This is a genomic window from Bacteroides sp. 44_46 (genome assembly GCF_001915465.1).
Lineage (GTDB): Bacteria > Bacteroidota > Bacteroidia > Bacteroidales > Bacteroidaceae > Bacteroides > Bacteroides clarus.
This window is the reverse complement of record NZ_MNQO01000015.1, coordinates 112,314-137,463: the sequence shown is the minus strand read 5'-3', so window position 1 is coordinate 137,463 and position 25,150 is coordinate 112,314. Positions and strand designations below refer to the sequence as shown.

The window sequence follows — 25,150 nt, the reverse complement described above, 5'->3', positions numbered from 1 at the left end:
GTCAAAATGTCAGTTCTTCGGGACTGGCATTTTTTTTGTGTTCAGTTTGCCAAAACAATAAAAATATAAATCTGAAAATATAAACTTAGTATGCAAAAAGGAAATATTGGGGTAACTACAGAGAATATCTTCCCCGTTATCAAAAAGTTTTTGTACAGTGATCATGAAATCTTCCTTCGTGAGTTAGTTTCTAATGCCGTCGATGCTACGCAGAAGCTTAAAACACTGGCTTCTATCGGTGAGTTTAAGGGTGAAGCCGGTGATTTGACAGTGCACGTGTCTTTGGGTAAGGATACGATTACCGTATCCGATCATGGTATCGGCTTGACAGCAGAAGAAATAGACAAATACATCAATCAGATTGCGTTTTCGGGAGCCAACGACTTCCTGGAGAAATATAAGAATGACGCCAATGCCATCATCGGTCATTTCGGACTTGGCTTTTACTCGGCTTTCATGGTTGCCAAGAAGGTTGAAATCATCACCAAATCCTATCAGGATGGCGCTAAAGCCGTAAAATGGACTTGTGACGGTAGTCCGGAATTTACAATCGAAGATACGGACAAGGCAGAACGCGGTACGGATATCGTTCTTTATATAGACGACGATTGCAAGGAATTCCTTGAAGAAGCGCGCATCTCTTCTCTTTTGAAGAAGTATTGCAGCTTCCTGCCTATTCCCGTTGCATTCGGCAAGAAGAAAGAATGGAAAGACGGTAAGCAGGTTGAAACAGCCGAAGATAATATCATTAACGACGCTAATCCGTTGTGGACGCTGAAACCCAGCGAATTGAAAGACGAGGATTACAAGAAGTTCTATCGCGACCTGTATCCGATGTCCGATGAACCTTTGTTCTGGATACACTTGAATGTGGATTATCCGTTCCATCTTACAGGTATCTTGTACTTCCCGAAGGTAAAGAGCAATATAGAGCTGAACAAGAACAAAATCCAACTTTATTGCAATCAGGTATATGTAACGGATTCCGTAGAGGGCATCGTACCGGACTTTTTGACATTGCTGCACGGCGTACTCGATTCACCGGATATTCCGTTGAACGTATCCCGCTCTTATCTGCAGAGTGACTCTAACGTTAAGAAGATCTCTACATATATTACGAAGAAAGTATCCGACCGTCTGCAATCCATATTCAAGAACGACCGCAAACAGTTTGAAGAGAAGTGGAACGATTTGAAAATCTTCATCAACTATGGAATGCTCACGCAAGAGGATTTCTATGATAGAGCAAAGGATTTCGCCCTTCTCTCCGATACAGACGGCAAGCATTATACTTTTGAAGAGTATAAGACCTTGATAAAGGATAATCAGACGGACAAGGACGGTAACCTGATTTATTTGTACGCCAACAACAAAGACGAGCAATACAGCTATATCGAGGCTGCCAAGAACAAGGGCTATAATGTACTGTTGATGGACGGCCAACTTGATGTTGCCATGGTAAGCATGCTGGAACAGAAGTTTGAGAAAGTACGTTTCACCCGTGTAGACAGTGATGTTGTTGACAACCTGATAGTGAAGGAAGACAAGAAAAGCGATGTTTTGGAAGCCGGTAAGCAGGAAGCTCTCTCTGTTATCTTCAAGAGCCAGCTGCCACAGATGGAAAAGACAGAGTTCAACGTGATGGCTCAGGCTTTGGGTGAAAACGCTTCACCGGTCATGATTACTCAAAGCGAGTACATGCGCCGTATGAAAGAAATGGCTAATATCCAAGCCGGAATGAGTTTCTATGGTGAAATGCCGGATATGTTCAATCTGGTATTGAATGCCGACCATAAGTTGGTAAAAGAGATTTTGGCTGATGAAGACAAGGAATGTGCGTCTGCCGTTGCTCCGATTCAAAAAGAAATGGACGATGTAAACAATCGTCGCAATGACCTGAAAAAGAAGCAGGAAGGCAAGAAAAATGAAGACATTCCTACGGCAGAAAAGGATGAAGTGAACGACTTGGACAAGAAATGGGAAGAATTGAAATCTCAGAAAGAAGGTCTGTTTGCCAACTATGCCGCCCAAAATAAAGTTGTCCGCCAGCTTATTGATTTGGCGTTGCTCCAAAACGGCATGCTGAAGGGTGAAGCTCTGAACAACTTTGTCAAGAGAAGTATCGACTTGATTAAATAAGCCCCTTTAGATTTCTATTATATAGGGCATTGCAACTCGCATGAGTTGTAATGCCCTTTTTTTGTTTGTTTTTTCGTAATGAATATGTTTTTTTCCGTTGGATACGAGGTTTTTGGAAACTATTGTTTATATTTGAACATTGAATAAATTAGTATATTTCACTCGAAACTGCATTCATGAAAAGATTTCTTTTGTTTTTATCAGTCTGTTTATTGCTTCTGCCGCTTGCGCAAGCCCAGAAAGTAGGACTTGTTTTGAGTGGCGGCGGTGCAAAGGGAATGACGCATATCGGTATCATCCGCGCTTTGGAGGAAAATAATATCCCTATCGACTACATTACCGGTACTTCTATGGGAGCTATCATCGGTTCGCTATATGCTATGGGATATTCCCCTGACGATATGGAGGCTTTGTTGCGTTCCGAAGACTTCAAACGCTGGTATTCGGGTCAGGTAGAGCCTAAATACGGATACTATTTTAAGCAGAACCGGCCGACTCCGGAGTTTTTCAATATCCGTTTCTCTTTTAAGGATTCGTTGCACATCAAGCCTCAGATACTTCCTACAAGCATGGTAAATCCCATCCAGATGAATCTGGTCTTTGTGGAACTGTTCGCACGCGCTACGGCAGCGTGCAACGGTGATTTCAATCGGTTGTTCGTGCCTTTCCGCTGTATCGCTTCCGATGTATATAATAAAAGGCCGCTGATTATGCGTAAAGGAGACTTGGGAGATGCGGTGCGTGCCTCCATGAGTTTTCCGTTTGTTTTCAAGCCGATAGAGATTGATAGCGTTTTGGCTTATGACGGTGGTATTTATAATAATTTCCCGACAGACATTATGCGTGAGGACTTCCGGCCGGGAGTCATTATAGGCAGTGTGGTAGCCGCTAATCCCAGTAAACCGAAAGAGAATGATTTGATGAGCCAGCTTGAAAACATGATTATGCAGAAGACGGATTATACCCTTCCGGATTCTTTAGGTATTATTATGACGTTCAAGTACGATGATGTGAGTCTTCTGGATTTTGACCGTCTGCAGGAGTTGCACGATATCGGCTACAACCGGACTATAAGTTTGATGGACTCCATAAAAGGCCGTATTCATCGGAGGGTCAATGCTGAGAATGTGCGTTTAAGGCGTCTGGTGTATCGAAGTAATTTGCCTCAATTCCGCTTCAGGGACATCTATATAGAAGGAGCGAATCCGCAGCAGCAGGCGTATATCAAGAAAGAATTTCATGATGAAGACCACGAAGTGTTTACATACGAGGATTTAAAGCGTGGTTATTTCCGTTTACTATCCGATAATATGATTTCGGAGATTATCCCGCATGCGGTTTATGATACTGAAAGTGACCTGTATTCACTGCATCTGAAAGTGAAGATGGAAGATAATTTCTCTGTACGGATGGGGGGAAGTGTTTCGACCACCAGTTCCAACCAGATTTATTTAGGGTTAGGCTATCAGAACTTGAATTATTATTCCAAAGAAATCACTCTCGACGGGCAGATTGGCAAGGTGTATAATAATGCGCAACTTATGGCTAAAATAGACCTTCCTACCCGTATTCCGACTTCCTATCGCCTTATCGCTTCTTTAAGTACATTCGATTATTATAAGAAAGACAAACTTTTCTCTAAAAACGATAAGCCCTCGTTCAATTCTAAAGACGAGCGTTTTGTAAAGTTGATGGTAGCCTTGCCTTTTTTAGCCAATAAACGGGCGGAAATAAGTATCGGATACGGAAAGTTGCAAGATAATTACTTTCAATCCAGCGTAATCAATTTCGATAAGGACCGTTCGGATAAGAGCACTTATAATCTTTTAGGAGGAGCTATCGGATTTTATGGGAGTACGTTGAATGCGCGACAGTATGCTACGAAAGGGTATTTTGAAAAGCTGGTGGCACAAGTATTTAGCGGGAAAGAAAGATTCATACCGGGAAATCCGACAGAGACGAGCGTTACAACTAAAGACCGGCAGTCTTGGTTGCAAATCTCTTATATGAAGTATGCCTATCATACTATGAGCCCCAAGTTTACTTTGGGGTGGATGGCGGAAATGCTGTATTCATCGAAGAATTTTTCGGAGAATTATACGGCAACAATGTTGCAGGCGGCGGATTTTTCTCCTACTCCTCATAGTAAGTTGATGTATAATGAGGCATTCCGGGCTAATCAATTTTTGGCGGCGGGAGTTAAACCTATATTTGTTCTCAATGATATGTTCCAGTTCCGTTCCGAATTTTATGGTTTCATGCCGATATTTCCTATCAAAAAGAATGCTTTGAACAAGGCTTATTATGGAAAAGCGTTCTCACGCTTTGAATATATGGGAGAAATTTCTGTGATATGCCAATTGCCTTTCGGAGCAATCTCTGCATATGTAAATCATTATAGCTCACCGAAAAAGGAGTGGAATGTGGGATTGACACTCGGTTGGCAGCTGTTTAATTACCGGTTTATCGAGTAATTTTCTTCAAAAAAAGTTTGCGTATCGCTTGCTAATTCGGAAAAAGTACGTATCTGCACCCGTTAAACAAAAAGGCCGCGTAGCTCAACTGAATAGAGTAGCTGACTACGGATCAGCCGGTTACAGGTTTGAATCCTGTCGCGGTCACACTTTTGTTAATAATAAAGGGTCGCGTAGCTCAACTGAATAGAGTAGCTGACTACGGATCAGCCGGTTACAGGTTTGAATCCTGTCGCGATCACAAGAAGCCTCTGCAATATAGTTGTAGAGGTTTTTTGTTTGTATTTATAGACGTTGTATATTTTCCGACATACGAGCACTGAATTTTTAATCTACATAGAAAGAATTTTATCATCGTATGAAAAATAAATATGATGTATATCAAACCGTATTTTGATATATATATCATATCAGTCCACAATAATATAGCGAATATGACCTGTTCTTGCAATAAAAAAGCCCCGTATTTCTATACGAGGCTTCTTATAGTTTAATAAGGCTTGTTTCAGCATTTGATATTCAATTCGTTTAATATCTTGCGCATAGCTTCAAAAGTCGTGATTCTGGTAGGTACTAGCGGCAAGCGAAGCTTATTCTCAATCATTCCCATTGCATTCAGCATGGCTTTTACTCCGGCAGGATTACCGTCAACAAAGAGCAATTTGAATAATTCCGCAAATTTGTGGTGTATGGTCAGCGCATTTTGATAATCTCCTTGCAATGCCAGACGTACCATACGGCTAAATTCGCGCGGAAAGGCATTTCCAATGACCGAAATGATACCAACTGCTCCTAAGGTAATCAAAGGGAAGGTGATGCCGTCATCGCCCGAAATAACGTCAAAATTAGCAGGTTTGTTTTTTATGATGTCATCCATCTGGCTGATATCGCCTGATGCTTCTTTAATTGCGATTACGTTCTTAAAATCGCGTGCGATACGCAGGGTGGTTTCGGCTTTCATATTTACGCCCGTACGCCCCGGTACATTATAAAGCACAATCGGAAGGTCGGTAGCCTCGGAAATTGCTTTATAGTGCTGGTAAATTCCCTCTTGAGAAGGTTTATTATAATATGGAACGACAGAAAGAATGGCATCTACTCCTGTAAAATCGTCATTCTTCAGAGTTTCTACTATAGCGCGAGTATTATTTCCGCCTACTCCAAGCAGAATAGGTATTTTCCCATTCACACGCTCGATAACCATCTTCTTGATTTTCTTTTTTTCCTCTTCAGTCAGTGTCGGAGTTTCTGCCGTAGTGCCAAGCACGCATAAAAAATCAGTGTTGTTTTGAAGCTGATAGTCTACTAAACGCATCAATGCATCGTAATCAACGCTTTCATCCTCTTTAAATGGAGTAATCAGCGCTACCCCCATTCCTTTCAATCTAGTCTGTATCATGAGTATTATAAAGTAATCTCTAATTAAATGACTCGCAAAAGTACGATTTTTTTCGATTTACCATACAAATATAAGCTATAAAAAAGCTTTTTGTGGAAATTTGTTAGGATATGAGCGCTAAAAACTCATCTTCGCTCATAATCCTTATGCCCAGTTTGTGAGCTTTTTCCAATTTGGCTGGACCCATATTCTCCCCTGCCAGGATAAAACTGGTTTTGGCAGAGATACTACCGACATTCTTTCCGCCATTTTTTTCTATCAACTCTTTGTATTCGTCTCTTGAATGGTGCGCGAACACACCGCTTATAACAATGGATTGTCCCGCCAATTTATCCGTATATCCGCTTAAATCCTCTTCTCTGCGATAGAGCTGCAATCCGGTGGATTTCAAACGTTCTACCAACTCCCGGTTCAATGGATTTGCGAAGTATGCCAGAATGCTTTGCGCTATTTTTTCCCCGATTTCATCGATGTTTATCAGTTTTTCGAGGTTCGCATTTTCCAGTTCGTCTATATCATTAAAGGACTTGGCTATTTTCTTGGCCACAGTTTCTCCTACAAAGCGGATACCCAAGGCAAAGAGTACTCTTTCAAATGGAACCTCTTTGCTTGCTTCGATTCCTTTAATGATATTCTCCGCCGATTTCTCACCCATACGGTCCAAGTTCTTAATATCGTCTGTCGTGAGCTGATATAAATCTGCCGTATTCTTAATTAATCCCAAACGATAGAACATATCTACGGTTTCCGGGCCTAGTCCGTCGATATTCATTGCCTTACGGCTGATAAAATGCTCTATCTTACCTTTAATCTGAGGTGGGCAGGATGTCTCGTTAGGACAATAATGGGCAGCTTCTCCTTCGTAGCGTATCAACTTGCTGCCACATTCGGGACAGTGAGTGATGAATTTCACTTTTTCGCCGATAAGCATACCGCGTGCATCTTTGTCTACTCCCGTAATTTTAGGAATGATTTCTCCACCTTTCTCTACGTAAACCATGTCTCCGATATGTAAATCCAGCCCTTCGATAATATCGGCATTGTGTAGAGAAGCTCTCTTTACGATAGTTCCGGATAGTTGTACCGGGTCTAAATTGGCAACGGGAGTTACAGCTCCGGTGCGTCCTACTTGATAAGTGACTTTATTTAAGCGAGTCAAAGCCCGTTCTGCCTGAAACTTATACGCGATTGCCCATCGGGGAGATTTCGCGGTAAAACCGAGATTTTTCTGTTGACGCATACTGTTGACTTTTAGAACAATACCGTCTGTCGCTACCGGTAAATTCTTGCGTTCGGTATCCCAATATCTGATGTATTCAAATACTTCCTCAAGGCTGTGCGCCTTTTTTGTGTGTTCCGAGATTTTAAATCCCCAGCCGGCTGCTGCTTGCAGATTTTCATAATGACCGTCACAAGGCAATTCTTCTCCCAGCAGATAATACAAATAGGCATCAAGTTTCCGAGAGGCTACAATGGCGGAATTTTGCAGCTTTAAAGTTCCGGAGGCTGCATTGCGTGGATTAGCGAAAAGCGGTTCTTCGCGCGCTTCCTTTTCCCGGTTCAACTCTTCAAACACTTCCCAAGGCATCAAGATTTCTCCTCTGATTTCAAATAATGCAGGGTAATTGCCATGGAGTATTAATGGTATGGTACGGATTGTTTTTACATTATCCGTTACATCATCGCCTTTTTCACCGTCTCCACGAGTTACGGCACGTACCAGTTTGCCATTTTCGTAAGTCAGTGAAATGGATGTACCGTCGTATTTTAACTCACAACATATCTCAAAATCTTCATTCAAGGCTTTCTTTACTCGGTCGTAAAAGTCTGTCACTTCATTTTCAGAATAGGTATTTCCCAATGAAAGCATAGGATATTTGTGAGCTACCTGAGTGAAATTCTTATTCAAGTCACTCCCCACACGCATGGTAGGTGAGTTTTCATCTTGATATTCCGGATGTTCTTTTTCAAGTTCCTGTAATTCACGCATCCTGTCATCGAACTCTTTATCAGATATTTCGGGAGTATTCAATACGTAATAATTATAGTTGTGCCGATGTAAATCGGCGCGCAGCTGGTCTATCTTTTCTTTTATGGTCATAATGATTCTGGTGTTTGAACGCAAAAATACGGGTTTCTCCCGAATATTTTTTGCTTTTACTCTTAACTTACACTATTTTTGCGGAAAAATTAAATATATGCGTATTGATATCATTACTGTTTTGCCGGAAATGATTGAAGGGTTCTTCAATTGCTCCATCATGAAACGTGCTCAAAACAAGGGGCTTGCAGAAATCCATATTCATAATCTTCGTGATTATACCGAAGATAAATATCGCCGGGTAGATGATTATCCTTTTGGCGGGTTTGCCGGAATGGTTATGAAGATAGAACCCATAGAACGTTGTATCAATGCTTTGAAGGCGGAACGGGAGTATGACGAGGTGATTTTTACGACTCCGGACGGTGAACAGTTTAATCAGCCTATGGCCAATACGCTATCTCTCGCAAAAAATCTCATTATCCTTTGCGGACATTTCAAGGGGATTGACTATCGTATTCGCGAACACCTCATAACGAAGGAAATCAGTATCGGAGACTATGTACTGACGGGTGGCGAATTAGCTGCTGCTGTTATGGCCGATGCGATTGTACGTATCATACCGGGGGTTATCTCTGACGAGCAATCAGCTCTTTCCGATTCTTTTCAAGATAATCTTTTAGCCGCTCCTGTATATACACGCCCGGCTGATTATAAAGGTTGGAAAGTTCCGGATATTTTACTATCCGGCCATGAGGCTAAAATTAAGGAATGGGAGTTGCAACAGTCTCTTGAAAGAACTCGGAAGTTGCGCCCTGATTTATTAGGCGAGTAATCTGTAAGATGTAAATAAAAAGAAAAAGGACATTCAAGTTGAATGTCCTTTTTTATGAAAATAACTTGCGAATGGCTATACTTTGTAATTTGTCATACCTCAAGTGCGCCAATTATTTCCTTAACCGACTTATATCCATGTCTGTTTAGGTAGTCATCAATACCTTCTGCAACCTTCACAGTAATTGCCGGATCAATAAAGTTTGCTGTACCAATCTGGATAGCGGAGGCTCCTGCAAGCATAAATTCCACAGCATCTTTCCAATTCATGATACCCCCTAAGCCTATGACCGGTATTTTTACTGCCTTAGCAACTTGCCATACCATGCGGAGCGCAATAGGTTTCACTGCCGCTCCGGACATGCCGCCTGTCACCGTAGAAAGGATGGGACGTCTGCGTTCCGCGTCTACAGCCATTCCTAACAGGGTATTGATAAGAGATACACTGTCTGCACCTCCATTTTCGGCTGCACGTGCTATCTCTGTGATGTCTGTAACATTAGGTGACAGTTTTACGATAAGTGTCTTTTTGTAAACTGAGCGCACAGCTTTTACCACTTCTTCAGCTCCTTTGGCTGTGACACCAAATGCCATTCCACCTTGCTTTACATTAGGACAGGATATATTTAATTCTATAGCAGGAATATTTACAAGTTCATTAATGATTGCAGCAGTTTCCATATAATCTTCGATAGCAGAACCTGAAACATTTACAATCATATTAGTTTTTATATTCTTAATGCGCGGATAGATATGTTCAACAAAGTGATGGACACCCTTATTTTGCAGTCCTACAGCGTTTAACATGCCGGAAGGAGTCTCTGCCATACGTGGATATGGATTTCCTTCACGTTTGTGAAGAGTAGTGCCCTTTACAATTATACCACCTATTCGCGATATATCGATGAAATCGGCGAATTCTTCACCGTATCCAAAAGTTCCGGATGCCGTCATTACCGGATTCTTCATATGCAATTCGCCAATGTTTACATTTAAATCTGCCATAATAGTTTGTTTATATTAAAAACCGGACCTTCTTTACATACACATAAATGACCTTCTGTAGTATTTTCCACACAACATAAACAAGCGCCTATGCCACATGCCATCATGTTTTCTAAAGATACTTCACAACTGATATCTTTACTTTTGGCATATTTAGCTACAGCCATCATCATCGGCTTGGGACCACAGGTATATATTTGCTCGAAGTCCACCTTGCTCAATATAGAATGTTGGGTAACATATCCTTTTTCGCCATGACTACCGTCTTCTGTTGTAGTATATACTTCCCCGTAGGCAGCAAATTCTTCCAATTGCAGCAAATCCTTGTCGCTTCTGGCACCTAATAAAAAGGTTGGTTTGCTTCCGTTTTTCGCCAATTGCCCGCCTAAATATAACATTGGTGCCGTACCTACACCACCGCCTACTAATAAGAGCTTATCTGAGGGCTTTTCAGGCATTGTGAAGCTATTTCCTAATGGAAGCACTACATTGATTACATCTCCTGGTTTTGCTTCACCTAAGCGTCTGGTTCCATCTCCTACAAGTTGAATTAGAAACCATACCTCGTTCCGTTGTTTATCTACATAATTAATAGAGATAGGACGTCGCAAGAAAGTACTGGGTGAACCATCTACGCGAATCTCTGCAAATTGTCCCGGAAGCATTTCCGGGAGCAGGGACGAGGAAGTCAATTTCAACAGCGCATAGTTGGTATGCAGCCGGACGTTCTCAGTCACTGTCAGATCTAAAATATATTTTTTCATATTATCTATATAGAAGAATTATCTTTTGGCTGCAAAGATACGGGAATTTGTGCAAATAGCCGTAGTTACCTCTTAATTTTCCGATTTGAATGTCTCATAAGTATTATCATCAAAGAAAATTCTTATTTCAGTTATTTTTCTGGGTGGTCTTTCTTTATAGATAATCTCTTGTTTTACAACCTCTTTAGGTGATTTTTGTACTGTTTCTAATGCGATTTCCTTGCGATTTTCCGATGCACTCGTCTCATTGGACAGGTTTTCCGGATTGTCAGCGAATAAAGGATAGTCAAATCCGCCATCTTCAGTAGATGGGGAGTTATTGCTCATATTTCCTTTCCCTGTCAGCAGCCATTCAAGATTGATGTCATTATATCGCTTGTGCAGTTTTAAAATGACTTCCGTACTTGGATTATTGCGGGAACTTAAAATATGGGAGATAGTGGCTTGAGCTACATCTATGCTTTCTGCAAATGCTCCCGCAGTTAATTGTTCCCGGTCCATTATCATCTTGAATCTGTCCTTTATACTCATAGCGTAGATATTATTACAATTGTATCTCTTTTTAATCTGATTACAAAAGTAAAAAATAGAAATCACAAAAGCAAATTAAAAATGTAATATTAACAAAATCACAAGAGTACTGCATTTGTTTACTTATGTCATTTGTATTTTTGTAAACACTTGAAATATATAAAAAATAGTTATGATATTAGCTTTAATATAATCATATATTAAGCTGGTATACAACGGTATATTCCTATATTATACCCACTAAGATGTGTATGTTACAAATGTTTTTAATTATATCCCCGATCTTTATAATCTATTGGTATAATAAAATATTATATACATCTGATTTACAATGCTATATCCTTTAATTTTAATACGGTTAACCATTTATACAATAAAAATGTAATAATGTATATCGTGTTTGTAAACAAGTGCTTTTACAAATATATTTCTATTGTTGTGTTTCTATTTGTAATATAATATAGTTATAGTGTATATATTTGTATATTCCAATTTTTACATAAGTAATATACCATGGTTGTATCATACAACTATTCTCTCATTAAGTTTACTAAACTTAATGAGGGGCATACTCTTTCTTAAATGAAAATGGGTAACAAAATAGAAATGAACTAATCTTTTATTACTTTGTAATGTAGCAACAATAAAATCTTTGCTTTCTTTCAATATAAAAGTCCGAATGGTTGGAAAAAAAAGATTCTCAGAGGCTTATTTTTAGCGTATTTTATTGTATTACAATTTATTATCTCTTTTTCTACACCGTTGAGGAATCATGATAATAGAAAAAAAGGGGGAAATCCCCCCTAAATGTGACAATATGATATAGAAATGAGTTATTTTTATATTTCCTTCTTTTATATAAAGAGAAGCAAATGTGGAAATCAATGTAAGATTTTAAAGACCAACTCCCGCAAGAGAGCTCCGTCGTTTAATGAAGAGTTTCCTACTCCTTTAGATTTGGCATCTGCATATCGTATTTCTCCAATGATTTGCATGGTCTTTACCCCATTATATCTCCGCATGGCATTGAGATATTCACGAGACTGCCATGGACTCTTTAAACCTAAGAATGCGGCAATGCCCTGCTCAGACTTTTCAGGAGCATAATAAGCTAACATTAAGTTGGAAAAGAAGCCAAAAAGTAAAGATAAAGTCATTTGAATTGGATTGGTTTTCGGATTTTCTTCAAAATATTTTATTATTCTATTAGCTTTTAAAACATCCTTTTCTACAATGGCGCTACGAAGTTCAAAGTTATTATAATCCTTACTGATTCCTATGTTATGCTCTATCTGTTCGGGGGTGATGCGTGTCTGACCTTTTGGAAGTGTAATAATCAGTTTCTCCAGCTCACCGGTAAGGCGGCTGAGGTCGGTTCCCACAAAATCGGCAAGCATGGAAGTTGCTTTGGGTTCAAGATCTACTCCCTTACGCTTCATATAAGATGTGATGAATGCCGGTAGTTGGGCATCTTTTACTTTTTTGGACTCAAACAGTATACCGGACTTCTCTATTTCGGCAGCAAGCTTTTTCCTTCTGTCCAATACACCATGTTTGTGGCATATTACCAATATGGTGGATAGCAAGGGCTTTTGAAGATAGTAGGAAAGTTCCTCCATATTGCGTATGTTTTGTGCTTCCTTCACTACTACTACCTGGTGTTCGGACATCATTGGATAGCGTTTGGCAGCATTGATGATTGTAGCCACATCTACATCTGCGCCGTATACTACGGTTAAGTTGAATTCCTTTTCGGTTTCGTTCAGAACATTATCTGTTATATAGTCTGAAATGAGATCGATGTAATACGGTTCTTCTCCCATTAAATAATAAATAGGGCGGTATTGTCCGGTTTTCAACTCCTTTATGATGTCGTCACATGTAATATCTTGCTTTGCCATGTTTCTTGGTTTTACCAGTCGAATTTCAGATGTTTTACCGTTTTCTTTTCATCAATAATCATACGTAGAGATGCGATACCGATTTCAACATGCTCTGTTACATAGTTTTGAGTTACTATGCTATCGCTTTTATCAGTCTTGACGCCTTCCGGAATCATGGGCTGGTCGGATACTAATAGCAAGGCGCCGGTTGGAATATGGTTGGCAAAACCGCAGCTGAACAAGGTTGCCGTCTCCATATCAACTGCCATGGCACGGGTTTTCTTGAGATATTTTTTAAAACCTTCATCATGTTCCCAAATGCGACGGTTGGTGGTGTATACAGTACCTGTCCAATAATCACGGGCATAGTCACGAATGGCGGAAGAAACGGCACGCTGTAACATAAATGCCGGCAATGACGGTACTTCCGGCGGAAAATAGTCGTTTGAAGTACCTTCACCGCGGATAGCGGCGATTGGAAGGATAAGATCTCCTATCCTGTTTTTCTTGTCTATGCCTCCGCATTTGCCCAGAAACAGACAGGCTTTGGGTTGGATGGCGCTTAATAAATCCATGATAATGGCGGCATTAGGGCTTCCCATTCCGAAGTTGATAATAGTCATTCCTTCCGCGCTGGCAGAAATCATATTGGCATCCTTACCAAGAATGGGAACATTGAATTTTTCGGCGAAAATTTCTACATACTTGTTGAAGTTGGTCAACAGAATATACTCTCCAAAATCTTCCAGGTTACGTTTTGTGTAACGGGGTAGCCAATTAGCTACGATTTCTTCTTTTGTTTTCATAAGATTTCATTAAATTTGTTCCCTAAAGTCGTTAGGAAGCGATTATTTAACTCACAAAAATACAATAAAAAAGTAAAAACAAGAAATTAAAGTAGAATGTTCTCACTGAATCTGCCTGCGTTTGATGCCAAGATTGTTGTAAGGGATGGAAAAAGGAGTATTTTTGATGTTATCCGTCGCCGATATGTTGCCTTGACTCCGGAAGAGTGGGTACGACAGCATTTTGTGCACTTTCTTATGGCACATAAGAGTTATCCGCAGGCGCTTATGGCAAACGAAGTGCAGGTACAGTTAAACGGTACTAAAAAACGTTGTGATACAGTTCTTTATAGACGAGACCTTACAGCGCGTATGATTATAGAATATAAAGCTCCCGAGGTAGAAATCACCCAAAAGGTTTTCGATCAGATTACCCGCTATAACATGGTATTGAAAGTGGACTATCTGATAGTGAGCAATGGTATCAGGCATTATTGCTGCCGTATGGATTATGAGCGGAATGGCTATACTTTCTTACAAGATATTCCTGACTACACAAGCCTTTGAATTACTTACCAAACGAATCATACTCACTCCGGGACTGAAAGGCATTCAGTTACGGGATGAATATGGTTCAGCCCTATACTTATCTCTCTCCCTCTTGGGAGATATAGTTTTCAGATAAGTATTCATCGTATACCATCCGGGAAATACGGGCGATAATAGCGGCATTTTCATCGTCTGTCTCACGTGAATTCATTACAAAAACGGCAATATAATACTTCTTTCCGTCAGGCATGATTACGACTCCGGCATCATTATCTGCAATTTTCACACCTTCCGAATTACGGTCGGAAGAGCCTGTCTTATGTCCTACAATTGCATTGGAAGGCAATAATCCCTTCAGTTTATTACTTCCGGTACTGGTTGCTATCATGGTATTCCATAAAAAATCTTTGTATATGGGATCGAATAGTTCCTTTTTGTCAGCTATTTCCAGTAATCGTACCATTTCAGCGGGAGTACTCCAATTCAGATATGTCTTTGAGGGATTCCGGTGCATGGAATCTTCCGTTTCGGACAGATTAAAATCGCAGACGCCTAACTTGTTAATATACTGATGGATATGCCCTATCCCACCGGCATATTCTATGAGGATGTCGCAAGCATTGTTATCACTTAGCGAGATGCTGTATCGTAAAAGCTCTCCTAATGAGATATCGAGATCTTGATTGGGATACTTTTGCCGTAACGGACTGTAAGTATTTGGCTGCAACTGAGATGCTTTTACATGAACGATATGGTCTAATGGAGTTCCCTGCTTGTTCATCTTGTCCAATACAGTTAGTGCTACGTGGAATTTGAATACGCTTAGCAACGGATAGTTCATCTTGTTGTTGTGCAGCAGGATTTTGTTCCGGTCTGTCAGTACAGCCACGCCTACCATGGCTTTCTTTCCTTTAAGGAAATCGCCAATTTTGCTTTCCAATGTTTGCTGTTGTGCTTGCAAAGCGATACTCATGCTGAAACACAACACATATATTAAAGTATATCTAAGTCCCATATTATTAATTTCATACATTTGCTCAATCCGCAAATGTATGAAATTAATTCAAAATAAGGAAACTGGACTTTTTTATTTGGCTATATTCTTTCCGAACTTTTCTTGCAGCTTTTGCATCAGTTCATAGAAATTAGGAATATAAACCGTTGCAAGTAATGTATTTAGCGCCATACCGAACACCACTGCCGCTCCAAGAGCAACACGGCTTCCCGCCCCTGCCCCTGTGGCAAACAGAAGTGGCATGACTCCCAGCACAAATGCCAATGAAGTCATCAGAATAGGACGAAGCCGGATGTGTCCCGCCTGGAATGCAGCGTCACGGATACTGTTACCTTGTGCACGGAAATCACGTGCGAATTCTACAATCAGGATGCCGTTCTTGGCGGATAGCGCCACTAACAGGATTATACCGATTTGAGTGTAGATACTGACCGGAGTTCCCATTACATAACACCCCAGCATTGCGCCGAGCAATGCTACCGGAAGCCCCATTACGGCAGATACCGGGCTGGTCCAACTTTCGTATTGTGCGGCGAGTACGAGGAAAGCCACTAATAACGCCATGATAAAGACGACAGTTGTAGTTGTTCCTGCCTGTGTCTCTTGATAGGCAACGGAAGTCCATTCGTAGCCGAATTCATTACCGAGTTGATTCTTTATCAGACTCTCCACTTGCTTGATAGCTTCTCCGGAGCTACTTCCCGGAGAAGCATTGCAGGTAATGGATGCGGTAGAATACATATTATACCGGTTGATTTGGTCCATACCCAGTTGTTCGTCTATCTGTGTGAAAGAAGAGAAAGGGACCATCTCTCCCGAAGCATTAGATACACTTAATTTGAGTACGTCGTCAATAACACGTTGGGCGCGGTCGCCAGCTCCCAATTTTACTTGGTAAATGCGTCCGAACTGTACATAGTCGTTAACGTAGGCTTCCCCCATATAATATCCTAAGGCGGTGAAAACGCTGTTCAACTGTATGCCCATTAATTGCACTTTGTCTCGGTCTATATTCAGGAAATACTGAGGAACATTTGCTTGATATTGGCTGCTGACAGATGCCAAGGCCGGATACTCACGATAGTGCTCCATTAAATTTTCTACGGCACGCTGCATTTCGGTAGTACCGAGATTGTTACGGTCTTCCAATTGCAGTTGCAGCCCGCCGGTGGCACCCAGCCCGGGAATGGCGGGCGGAACCATTGCAAAGACTTCAGCTTCCTGAATACCGTAGGCTTCCATATTGAAACGGTCAACGACGGCCGATGCCGTATGTTTCTTCCCTTTGCGTTCATTCCAGTTTTTCAGGACAACGAAGTAGGTGGCGGCATTGCTCTGTTCTCCCCCGCCCATAACGGAAAAGCCGGATATTCCGATATAATTCTTTACTTCGGGATAAGTGTCGAGCAAAGCATTGATTTGTTTTCCCACTGCTTGCGTGCGTTCCAAGCTTGATGCAGGTGGAAGTTGCACAACAGCGAGGAAATATCCGTCATCTTCTTCCGGTATAAAAGTAGAGGGCCACTTAACGAACAGCAATACAGCGATTATCGTAAATACAGCATAGGAAGCCATTGCGACAAAAGGCCGTTGCAACAAATAGCCCACTACTTTGTCATATACTCCTTGCGTCTTGTCGTATAAACGGTTAAATCCTTTATACAGAGGAAATTTCGAGGGTTTGGTGGGTTGAAGCATTAATGCGCAGAGTGCAGGTGTCAGAGTCAGTGAGTTGATACCGCTTAGTACGGTACTGGCTGCAATGGTCAAGGCAAACTGTTTGTACAACTGTCCTGATATTCCGCTGACAAGGGTGGTAGGGATAAATACGGCAAGCAATACCAAAACCACCCCCACGATGGGGCCTGTAATTTCTCCCATTGCTTCCGTTACAGCTTGCCGTGCCGTATATCGCCCGGTATCCAACAGACGCGTGGAGTTTTCTACAACCACAATAGCATCATCCACTACGATGGCAACCGCCAATATCAGTCCGAATAGTGTTAATGTATTGATAGAGAAACCGAATAACGACATGATTGCCAGCGTACCAATCAGTGAAACAGGTATCGTGATACAAGGAATGATGACAGCCCGCCAGTTTTGTAGAAAGAGGAAGATTACAAGCACTACCAATAGCGTTGTTTCAAAGAAAGTCACCATTACTTCGTCAATGGATGCATGGATAACGTCTGTTGTATCGAGCGTTACATTATACTGTATGCCTGCCGGGAAATTCTGCGATAACTCTTGCATCTTTGTTTTGACACCTTTTGATACGTCCAATGAATTGCTTCCCGGTTGCTGGTAAATGGCGATGGCAGCTGTAGGTTTTCCGTCCAGCTGAGAGACGACACTGTAAGATGCCGAGCCCAGGTCTATATGGGCTACATCACGCAGACGGAGAATCTTTCCGCCGCTTTCCGTACGAAGGATAATGTTACCGAATTCCTCGGGTGAAGTCAGCCTCCCTTTTACAGTCAGGCTGTATTGATAAGCATTCCTGTTGTCATTTCCGATAGGCTGTCCTACGTTTCCGGCGCTAACCTCTACATTCTGCGCCTGAATAGCCTGATAAACATCTGCCGGTGAGAGATTACGGATACGCATAGCGTCAGGGTCGAGCCAGATGCGCATGGAATAGTCTCCTGCTCCCATTACATTGACTGCACCCACACCGGGTACACGGGTCAATTGATCCACAAGATTCAGTTTGGCATAGTTGCTGAGGTAAAGACCGTCGTAATTTTTGTTGTCGGACTTCATTGTCAGAAACATAACGATATTGCTGGACTGCTTCTGCACCGTAACTCCTTGTACCACTACAGGGGCAGGCAGTGATGATTGCGCCACACTGACTCGGTTTTGCACCTGTACGGTAGCCATGTCAATATCTGTACCTACTGCAAAAGTAATGGTAAGCGAATATGCCCCTGATGAGGATGAGTTGGAAGACATATAAAGCATCCCGTCTACTCCGTTGACTTGCTGCTCGATAGGAATACCGACGGTTTGAGCCACCGTCTGCGCATTGGCTCCGGGATAAACGGCACTCACCTGTACGGTAGGCGGTGTTATGTCCGGGTATTGCGCAATGGGCAGAATGCCCAGCGTGACCAATCCCGCCACGACAATGAGCAGTGCCAGTACAGTTGCGAATATAGGACGGTCTATGAAGAATTTTGAAAACATAATTCCTTGTTTTTTTGAATGGTGATATATACAGTGTGGATTATTGGACGGGGTTTATCCGCATGCCGTTTCTGACTTTCATCAGGGCTTTCGTTACATACCTTTCCTGCGGGGAAATTCCTTGTTTTATTTGCCGCAGACTGTCCCCTATCAGTTGTCCTGTCTCGATGTGACGGTAGTGCACGATGTCCGAATCATTGACTACATACACGTATTTACCCAGTTGGTCTGTACCGATAGAGGCATCAGGTATGAGGATTGCATTTTTCTGTTTTCCATAAGGTAGTGTGATGCTGACATAAAGTCCGCTTTTCAAGATACCTTTGGGATTATCCAGTCGGGCACGAATATTCAGTGTGCCGGTATTCAAGTCTACATTGGGCGAAAGATAATCCAGCTGTGCCGGATAATTCAGTATGCCGTCTTTCCCCAAGCTGACATTGACCTGTTTGGGAATGCTTTCCCCCTGCTGTATCAGCATGGCAAGCCATTGATTATCTGCTACATTAAAATAGGAATACAGATGATCGTCTTTATAAATGGTAGCCAAGGTTACAGGTTGCGCACTGCCGTTTATATAACTTCCCGCATCTGCAAGGTTGCGACTGATTGTTCCGTCGAACGGAGCACGTACCGTACAATAACCCAAGTTGGTGCGTGCTGTATTCAATGCAGCTTCGGCATTACTTACGGCTGCCAGTGAAGTAGCCACATTCGATTTGGATTGCAATACCTGTATCTGACTGACGGCATCCGTTTTTGCGGCTTCCTGCATACGGGCATAATTGTTCTGCGCATATTCAAGATTGGCCCGTGCCGTATTCAGAACCGCTTCCGCCTGTCGCACATTATCTTGATAAACAGTTGGTTCAATTTGGAAAAGCACTTGTCCTTGATGTACCCGGCTACCGGGTGTATAGGCTACAGTTTGCAGCGTACCACTGACTCTGCCTACTAAATCTACCGTTTTTTCAGAGGTCAGATAGCCGGGGTAGTTTTTAGTAAGTGTAATGTCTTGTACACTTGGACGGGCTACGCTGATTTCCGGAGCAGGCATTGTATGTGCCGCTTCTTTTTTATTCCCGCATCCTGCCAATAACGGTAGGACAAGCAGGGCGATGTACATTTGATTTTTCATATATGGTTCGGTTTAAATTTAGAGATTAGTGATTTCATATCCTCCTCCCAATGCTTTGTAGAGCGATATAAGCTCTTGCAGTGAGTTACCCTGAGCTTGTGTCAGCTGATTTTGATAAGTCAGCAATGAGCGGAGGGCGTCCAGAACGTTTTGAAAAGGGGTCAATCCCTGCTTATAGAGGTCTAATGATAGTTTTAAAGTTTCTTCTCCCTGATTGCATACTTCGCGCAGGGCAACAATCTGCTTGATAGAATTACGGTAACCGTTCATGGCATTATCAGTTTCCTGCACGGCTGTGAGCACTGTTTGATTAAACTGATGGATGGATTCATCCAATTGCGCACGTGCCAACCGGGTCGCATTCACCAGTTTTGTACCGCTGAACACGGTCCAGCTAAGACTTGGCGCAATCTCAAATGTCATGCTGTTTCGTTTGGTAAGATTCTTCAAGTCATGAGAAGAGTAGCCTACGGAACCTTTTAGAAAAACCTGCGGTAGCCAATCGCTTTTAGAAGCTCCAAGTAAGGCAGCCTGTGCATTGACTTGCCGTTCGGCCTGCCGGATATCCGGGCGGCGAAGTAGCAAATCGGCCGGAATGCCGACACCTACGGGTTCCATATAATCGGGGAGTTTACCGTTTTGCTCCAATGTGGGGCGAATGTCTTGAGGATAAGTTCCGAGTAAAATGGCCAGAGTGGTAATATATTGATTAATACCGGATTCCAGTTGAGGAATAGATGCTTTGGTGCTGTAGTATACAGACTTAGCTTGAGACACATCCAGCTTGGATACCAATCCAGTTTTATAGCGGACCCGGGTAATTTCAAGCACTGCCGCTTGCGTATTGCAGTTATGGGTGACGACATTTAATTCTTGCTGTAATTCACGTAGCCCGATGTAGGCTGACGCTATTTGTGCGCACAGTGAAATCATAACAGAGGTGTATTCTTCTTTGCTGGCGGCAAAATTTTCCCGCTGCGCTTTTACCCGTTGCCGGATATTTCCGAATATATCCAGTTCCCAACTTGCATTGAGCGAGGCACTGTATGCTCCGGTTATGGATTGTGGCACTTCACTTACGTTACCGCTACTTTGCTGACGTGCCCATCCACCATTCAAGGAAACGGAAGGAAAGAAACTCCCCCGTTCTATTCGCCAATTGGTTTTCGCCATATCCATGCGGTCTATGGCTGAAAGAACTGAAAAGTTCTTGGTGGATGCCGTTGTTATCAGTGAATCGAGCATCGGATCATCAAAAGCCTTCCACCATTTGTCATTTACGGGTTGTATTTGGCCGTCGAACATATTATCGTCTCCGGGGATGGCATGAGCAGTTTCGGTTCCCCAGCCTTGTGGAAGTGGTTTTTCCAAGTAGCGGCTGCTGTTCTGTGCCCATGCCGCAAAAGAAAAACATAGGACGAGCAATGTACTGCTCCAAGCTTTTATACTCATAAAAAAAGGTTTAGGTTGTTATTTTATGGGATTGATAACAACCTAAACCTTTATTTGTTTATCGCGATTCTTGCGGAATTTATTCAGCGTCTGCTGCTTTCTTTCTGCTTCTTGTCGGCTTTTCCTTTACCGGTTCTTCTTTCACTTCGGGAGTGATACCTGCCAGTTCAGGGTCAATCATAATACGTCCGCAATATTCGCAAACAATGATTTTCTTGCGTGAACGAATATCCAATTGTCTTTGGGGCGGAATCTTGTTGAAGCAACCGCCACAAGCGTCACGCTGTACGTACACGATACCCAGACCATTACGTGAGTTCTTGCGGATACGTTTGAAAGATTGAAGCAAACGCGGCTCTATTTTAGTTTCGAGCTCTTTAGCCTTGTCTCTCAGTTTTTCTTCTTCCTGCTTGGTCTCTGAGATGATTTCGTCCAGTTCATTCTTCTTTACGTCCAGGTCTTTTTGCCTTTCTTCCAAAGCAGCGGTACTGTCTGCAGCTTCCTGAGATTTAATTTCTTCATCGGCGGAGAATTCTTTAATTCTCTTTTCGCAAAGTTCAATTTCCAAAGTTTGGAACTCTATCTCTTTACTCAGGAAGTCATATTCGCGGTTATTGCGTACATTTTCCTGTTGCTCTTTATATTTAGCTACAGAAGCCTTTGCTGTTTCGATTTCCACTCTCTTGGTTGCGATAGCGGATTTCAAATCGGCAACTTCCGACTGGATTCTTTCGATGCGGGTACTCAAACCGGCAATTTCATCTTCCAAGTCTTGCACTTCCAAAGGAAGCTCGCCTCTCAACGTCTTGATTTCATCGATTTTAGACAACATAGTCTGTAGTTGGAACAAGGCTTTCAGTTTTTGTTCCACTGTCAATTCCTGGGGATCTTTTTTTGCTTCTTTAGCCATTTTAATTACATGTATTTTATGGGATTTGTATTCACTTTGCTCTGTTGAACCTCAACATTAGGAAACAACTCCCGGATTATTGTATAAAATATTTCTTTTGTATATTGTTCGCTTTCGTAATGCCCTATCTCCGCCAACAGGATATCTGTATCATGACCGAAATAATCGTGATATTTTATCTCGCCGGTGATGAAGACATCTGCATGGTTGCGTATGGCAAGCGGCATAAGGAAAGCCCCTGCACCACCACATAGAGCAACGGTTTGTATCTCGCGTCCGGTCAGTTTGTTGTGTCTCAGGCAACCTGCTTCAAAGGTTTTCTTGATACGTTTTAAGAATTCCAACTCGGTTTCCGGAGTTTCCAATTCGCCGATAACGCCTGCTCCGGCCTGTTGCCAAGAGTTTTGCAACGGATATAAATCAAATGCAGGCTCCTCGTATGGATGTGCGGTAAGTAACGCTTTTATCACTTCCGCTTTTCGGTAAGTTGGCAGAATGGTTTCGATACGCACTTCTTTTTCCACATGCAGTTCACCGATTTCCCCACAATAAGGATTGGCGCCTTCACGGGCACGGAACATCCCCTCACCTTCCACATTGTAGCTGCACGAATCATAATTGCCTACACATCCGCATCCGGCAGATGCCAATGCCGCGCGTACTTCTTCTGCCCGGTCTGTAGGAACAAATGTGACCAACTTCAGCAAAGCGTTTTCTTTAGCTTCCAGTACACGTACATTCTTCAATCCTATTTTCTCGGCAATCTTGAAATTTACTCCTTCCGGCGCATTATCAAGGTTGGTGTGGGCGGAATAAATGACAATGTCGTTCTTGATGGCTTTCAAGATACAACGTTCCACATAATCCTTTCCTGTAATGGATTTATAACCTTTAAAAATGAGCGGATGATGCGATATAACAAGATTATATCCTAACGCAATCGCTTCATCCAATACGGCTTCAGTAACGTCAAGACACAACAAAGCCCCTGTTGCTTCCGCATCTGTCAATCCTATTTGCAGGCCGGCATTATCAAATCCGTCTTGCAATGGCAGAGGCGCGAACCGTTCAAGGGCGCTTACTATCTCCTTAATTTTCATTATCAGTAGAAAATTTGGTTGCAAATATACGAAAAAGTAGTGAACTACGATTTACTTTTTACTTTTTTTTCTATCATGACAGGTTGTAGCTTTCCGTAAGCGTCGAAAGACTTACGCGAAGCCAATGAAATGGTTATCATCAGCGAAAGCATAGATGCCGTAAATGTGATAACCATAATCATCATCTGATATTTGATAGCGACATTCGGACTGCTCCCACCCAATATCTGTCCGATCATTGTTCCGGGAAATGCGACCAAGCCCATGACGGAGATATTGGCGATGAGCGGACTAAATGCCTTGATAATGGCCTGACGGATAAACGGTGCTTGCGCTTCGGTACGGGTAGCCCCGTTGCCAAGCAGATAACGGTAAAGTTGCTGTTCACGTTTCAATCCGCTATAATAAGTATTTAGGGCTATGACATTGCTGGATAGCATATTCCCCATCAGTATACCGAAAATTGGAATGAAATACTGGGCACTGAACATATTTTCAAGACGCAGCACGATTCCTATGAAATACATTCCCACACATGCCACACTACACAGAAAGCCTATGGATATAGGTATCAGTAATATCTTGCGTTTCAGTTGTGTGCGTGCCAATGCCGTTTGCGAAGCTACGAGTATCATGACGATTACCCATAGAAAATTAATCCACGGATTATTCCACAGAAAAAGGAATTTCAGATAGACGCCGATGAAGAAAAGCTGCACAATCATACGCGCCGTACCGATGAGAGTTGCACGCAGCAGACCTGTCTTGAACTTCCATATATAGAATAAGGGTATTAATAGTAGAAGTAGTCCGATGCCCAGGCTGAGGTATGATATGTCGATAGTTCCCATAAATATTTCCGATAGCTTGTAATGCAAAGGTAGCGCTATTAATAAATTACAGAAGAATTTATTAATAAATTTCCAGGAATTTATTAATAAATCTTGGAAAATTCATTAGTATTTCGGTAGGCCTTTTTTTTCTTATGGAATTAGCGGGTAAATATGAAAACCAATACAGACGCAGTAAGAATACAAATTCCCATAATAATCAACATCATCCGCACGGTGTACCTCTGCTCGGAATATTCCTTTTGCCGGGTAAGTCTGGTTATCTTTTCCATGTCTTCTGCTGTTGTGTTTCGTGGCATACCATGCCCTTTGTACATTTTATCTAAACGCTCATTGAGACGTTCCCGGCGAAGAAGACGTAAATTGCGATTCTCCTTATCACGGCGTATCATATCAAAGACAAATCCGGCAAAACTCATGGTTTTATTTTTATCAGGTTGATTACATTATTATATGCCGGTCACATCCTTCGGCAAAATCTTTGTCGTGTGACACAGCCAGCACAGCGGTTCCCTTACGGGTTTGATGCCGTAAAAAGGCAAGTACTCTCTCCGTAGAGCCCGAGTCGAGCGCAGAGGTTGGCTCGTCTACGATGATTAAAGGTTTGTTAATCATGGAAGCTACGGCTATCATCATACGTTGGCGTTGTCCGCCGGATATCTCATTTACACGCTTATAATATAGTTCTCTTTCAAGTCCTAATTCCTCAAAGCAGTTGAATAATTGTGCTTCGGAAAACGGTGTGGTTCGATTGGCTTTTAGACCGAAAGGTAGTTGAATCATGTCTCTTACCCACTCTAATGGAAGTGCCAATTCTTGTGGAATCCAAGCTATTTGTTTGCGAATGAGGTCTATGCTGTTTTTATCCAATATGATGTTATTGACAGTAATACGTCCTTCTTTTAACGGAGTAAAACCCAGTATGGCATTGAGAAGAGATGTCTTCCCGCATCCCGACGAACCGGAAATGCTGGCAATCTCTCCCCTTTTCAATTGCAGGTTGAATTTGGAGAATAATATCTCATCACCGTATGCAATACTGGCATCCTCTATTTGTAGCATAAATAAATACTTTAGTCTTTATTGCA

At 42.0% G+C, this 25,150-nt stretch carries 20 protein-coding genes and 2 tRNA genes; 6 read left to right on the top strand and 16 right to left on the bottom strand.

Going from position 1 to position 25,150, the window contains the following annotated elements; genetic code table 11:
• Nucleotides 1-90 precede the first annotated feature (90 nt).
• The 4 genes from htpG to BHV73_RS07730 all read left to right on the top strand — a co-directional run bounded on the left by htpG (nucleotide 91) and on the right by BHV73_RS07730 (nucleotide 4,854).
• Nucleotides 91-2,139, top strand: coding sequence for a molecular chaperone HtpG (gene htpG / locus BHV73_RS07745; RefSeq protein ID WP_087411971.1), 2,049 nt, complete (start codon nucleotides 91-93; stop codon nucleotides 2,137-2,139).
• 176 nt (nucleotides 2,140-2,315) lie between these two features.
• Nucleotides 2,316-4,613 carry a patatin-like phospholipase family protein gene (locus BHV73_RS07740; RefSeq protein ID WP_009120898.1) on the top strand — a complete coding sequence of 766 codons (2,298 nt, stop codon included), beginning with the start codon at nucleotides 2,316-2,318 and terminating at the stop codon, nucleotides 4,611-4,613.
• 73 nt (nucleotides 4,614-4,686) lie between these two features.
• Nucleotides 4,687-4,760: transfer RNA gene (locus BHV73_RS07735), tRNA-Arg, on the top strand.
• Between the two features lie 20 nt (nucleotides 4,761-4,780).
• Nucleotides 4,781-4,854 (top strand) — tRNA-Arg (locus tag BHV73_RS07730).
• Between the two features lie 264 nt (nucleotides 4,855-5,118).
• Here BHV73_RS07730 and dapA read toward each other — a convergent pair.
• Both dapA and ligA read right to left on the bottom strand, forming a co-directional pair.
• The gene (dapA, locus tag BHV73_RS07725) at nucleotides 5,119-6,012 is read right to left on the bottom strand and encodes a 4-hydroxy-tetrahydrodipicolinate synthase (protein ID WP_009120899.1); all 894 of its coding nucleotides are present in this window, start codon (nucleotides 6,010-6,012) and stop codon (nucleotides 5,119-5,121) included.
• Between the two features lie 103 nt (nucleotides 6,013-6,115).
• Nucleotides 6,116-8,113 carry an NAD-dependent DNA ligase LigA gene (ligA, locus tag BHV73_RS07720; protein ID WP_009120900.1) on the bottom strand — a complete coding sequence of 666 codons (1,998 nt, stop codon included), beginning with the start codon at nucleotides 8,111-8,113 and terminating at the stop codon, nucleotides 6,116-6,118.
• Between the two features lie 97 nt (nucleotides 8,114-8,210).
• On the opposite strand from ligA, the gene trmD reads away from it, so the two are divergent.
• Complete coding sequence (gene trmD, locus BHV73_RS07715; protein WP_022219095.1) at nucleotides 8,211-8,888, top strand: tRNA (guanosine(37)-N1)-methyltransferase TrmD; 678 nt, start codon at nucleotides 8,211-8,213, stop codon at nucleotides 8,886-8,888.
• 92 nt (nucleotides 8,889-8,980) lie between these two features.
• Here trmD and BHV73_RS07710 read toward each other — a convergent pair whose 3' ends face one another.
• The 5 genes from BHV73_RS07710 to BHV73_RS07690 all read right to left on the bottom strand — a co-directional run bounded on the left by BHV73_RS07710 (nucleotide 8,981) and on the right by BHV73_RS07690 (nucleotide 13,876).
• Nucleotides 8,981-9,892 (bottom strand): dihydroorotate dehydrogenase, encoded by a 912-nt coding sequence (locus BHV73_RS07710; RefSeq protein ID WP_009120902.1) that lies wholly within the window; start codon nucleotides 9,890-9,892, stop codon nucleotides 8,981-8,983.
• On the bottom strand, nucleotides 9,880-10,656 hold the full coding sequence (locus BHV73_RS07705) for a dihydroorotate dehydrogenase electron transfer subunit (RefSeq protein ID WP_009120903.1): 777 nt from the start codon (nucleotides 10,654-10,656) through the stop codon (nucleotides 9,880-9,882). Before BHV73_RS07705 ends, BHV73_RS07710 begins: the two co-directional genes overlap by 13 nt.
• A 72-nt stretch (nucleotides 10,657-10,728) precedes the next feature.
• On the bottom strand, nucleotides 10,729-11,187 hold the full coding sequence (locus BHV73_RS07700) for a helix-turn-helix domain-containing protein (protein ID WP_009120904.1): 459 nt from the start codon (nucleotides 11,185-11,187) through the stop codon (nucleotides 10,729-10,731).
• An 881-nt stretch (nucleotides 11,188-12,068) separates the two neighbouring features.
• A complete protein-coding gene (holA, locus tag BHV73_RS07695; RefSeq protein ID WP_009120906.1) occupies nucleotides 12,069-13,088 on the bottom strand; it encodes a DNA polymerase III subunit delta in 1,020 nt (339 codons plus the stop codon).
• 11 nt (nucleotides 13,089-13,099) lie between these two features.
• Nucleotides 13,100-13,876 carry an AMP nucleosidase gene (locus BHV73_RS07690; RefSeq protein ID WP_009120907.1) on the bottom strand — a complete coding sequence of 259 codons (777 nt, stop codon included), beginning with the start codon at nucleotides 13,874-13,876 and terminating at the stop codon, nucleotides 13,100-13,102.
• Between the two features lie 96 nt (nucleotides 13,877-13,972).
• Here BHV73_RS07690 and BHV73_RS07685 point away from each other — a divergent pair, with 96 nt between their 5' ends.
• Nucleotides 13,973-14,422, top strand: coding sequence for a type I restriction enzyme HsdR N-terminal domain-containing protein (locus tag BHV73_RS07685; protein WP_009120908.1), 450 nt, complete (start codon nucleotides 13,973-13,975; stop codon nucleotides 14,420-14,422).
• Nucleotides 14,423-14,501: 79 nt separating this feature from the next.
• On the opposite strand, the gene bla is transcribed toward BHV73_RS07685, so the two are convergent.
• The 9 genes from bla to BHV73_RS07640 all read right to left on the bottom strand — a co-directional run bounded on the left by bla (nucleotide 14,502) and on the right by BHV73_RS07640 (nucleotide 25,124).
• Nucleotides 14,502-15,419 (bottom strand): class A beta-lactamase, subclass A2, encoded by a 918-nt coding sequence (gene bla / locus BHV73_RS07680; RefSeq protein ID WP_039950410.1) that lies wholly within the window; start codon nucleotides 15,417-15,419, stop codon nucleotides 14,502-14,504.
• 72 nt (nucleotides 15,420-15,491) lie between these two features.
• A complete protein-coding gene (locus BHV73_RS07675) occupies nucleotides 15,492-18,611 on the bottom strand; it encodes an efflux RND transporter permease subunit (RefSeq protein ID WP_286737572.1) in 3,120 nt (1,039 codons plus the stop codon).
• Between the two features lie 40 nt (nucleotides 18,612-18,651).
• Complete coding sequence (locus BHV73_RS07670; RefSeq protein ID WP_087411963.1) at nucleotides 18,652-19,749, bottom strand: efflux RND transporter periplasmic adaptor subunit; 1,098 nt, start codon at nucleotides 19,747-19,749, stop codon at nucleotides 18,652-18,654.
• An 18-nt stretch (nucleotides 19,750-19,767) separates the two neighbouring features.
• Nucleotides 19,768-21,201, bottom strand: coding sequence for an efflux transporter outer membrane subunit (locus BHV73_RS07665; protein ID WP_087411962.1), 1,434 nt, complete (start codon nucleotides 21,199-21,201; stop codon nucleotides 19,768-19,770).
• Nucleotides 21,202-21,280: 79 nt separating this feature from the next.
• Nucleotides 21,281-22,111 carry a zinc ribbon domain-containing protein gene (locus BHV73_RS07660; RefSeq protein WP_009120913.1) on the bottom strand — a complete coding sequence of 277 codons (831 nt, stop codon included), beginning with the start codon at nucleotides 22,109-22,111 and terminating at the stop codon, nucleotides 21,281-21,283.
• A 5-nt stretch (nucleotides 22,112-22,116) separates the two neighbouring features.
• Entirely contained in the window at nucleotides 22,117-23,211 is a 1,095-nt protein-coding gene (locus tag BHV73_RS07655) for a Nif3-like dinuclear metal center hexameric protein (protein ID WP_087411961.1), read from the bottom strand.
• Nucleotides 23,212-23,255: 44 nt separating this feature from the next.
• Nucleotides 23,256-24,062, bottom strand: coding sequence for an ABC transporter permease (locus BHV73_RS07650; protein WP_087411960.1), 807 nt, complete (start codon nucleotides 24,060-24,062; stop codon nucleotides 23,256-23,258).
• Nucleotides 24,063-24,202: 140 nt separating this feature from the next.
• The gene (locus BHV73_RS07645) at nucleotides 24,203-24,481 is read right to left on the bottom strand and encodes a hypothetical protein (protein WP_022219109.1); all 279 of its coding nucleotides are present in this window, start codon (nucleotides 24,479-24,481) and stop codon (nucleotides 24,203-24,205) included.
• 22 nt (nucleotides 24,482-24,503) lie between these two features.
• Entirely contained in the window at nucleotides 24,504-25,124 is a 621-nt protein-coding gene (locus tag BHV73_RS07640) for an ABC transporter ATP-binding protein (RefSeq protein WP_087411959.1), read from the bottom strand.
• Between the last annotated feature and the right edge of the window lie 26 nt (nucleotides 25,125-25,150).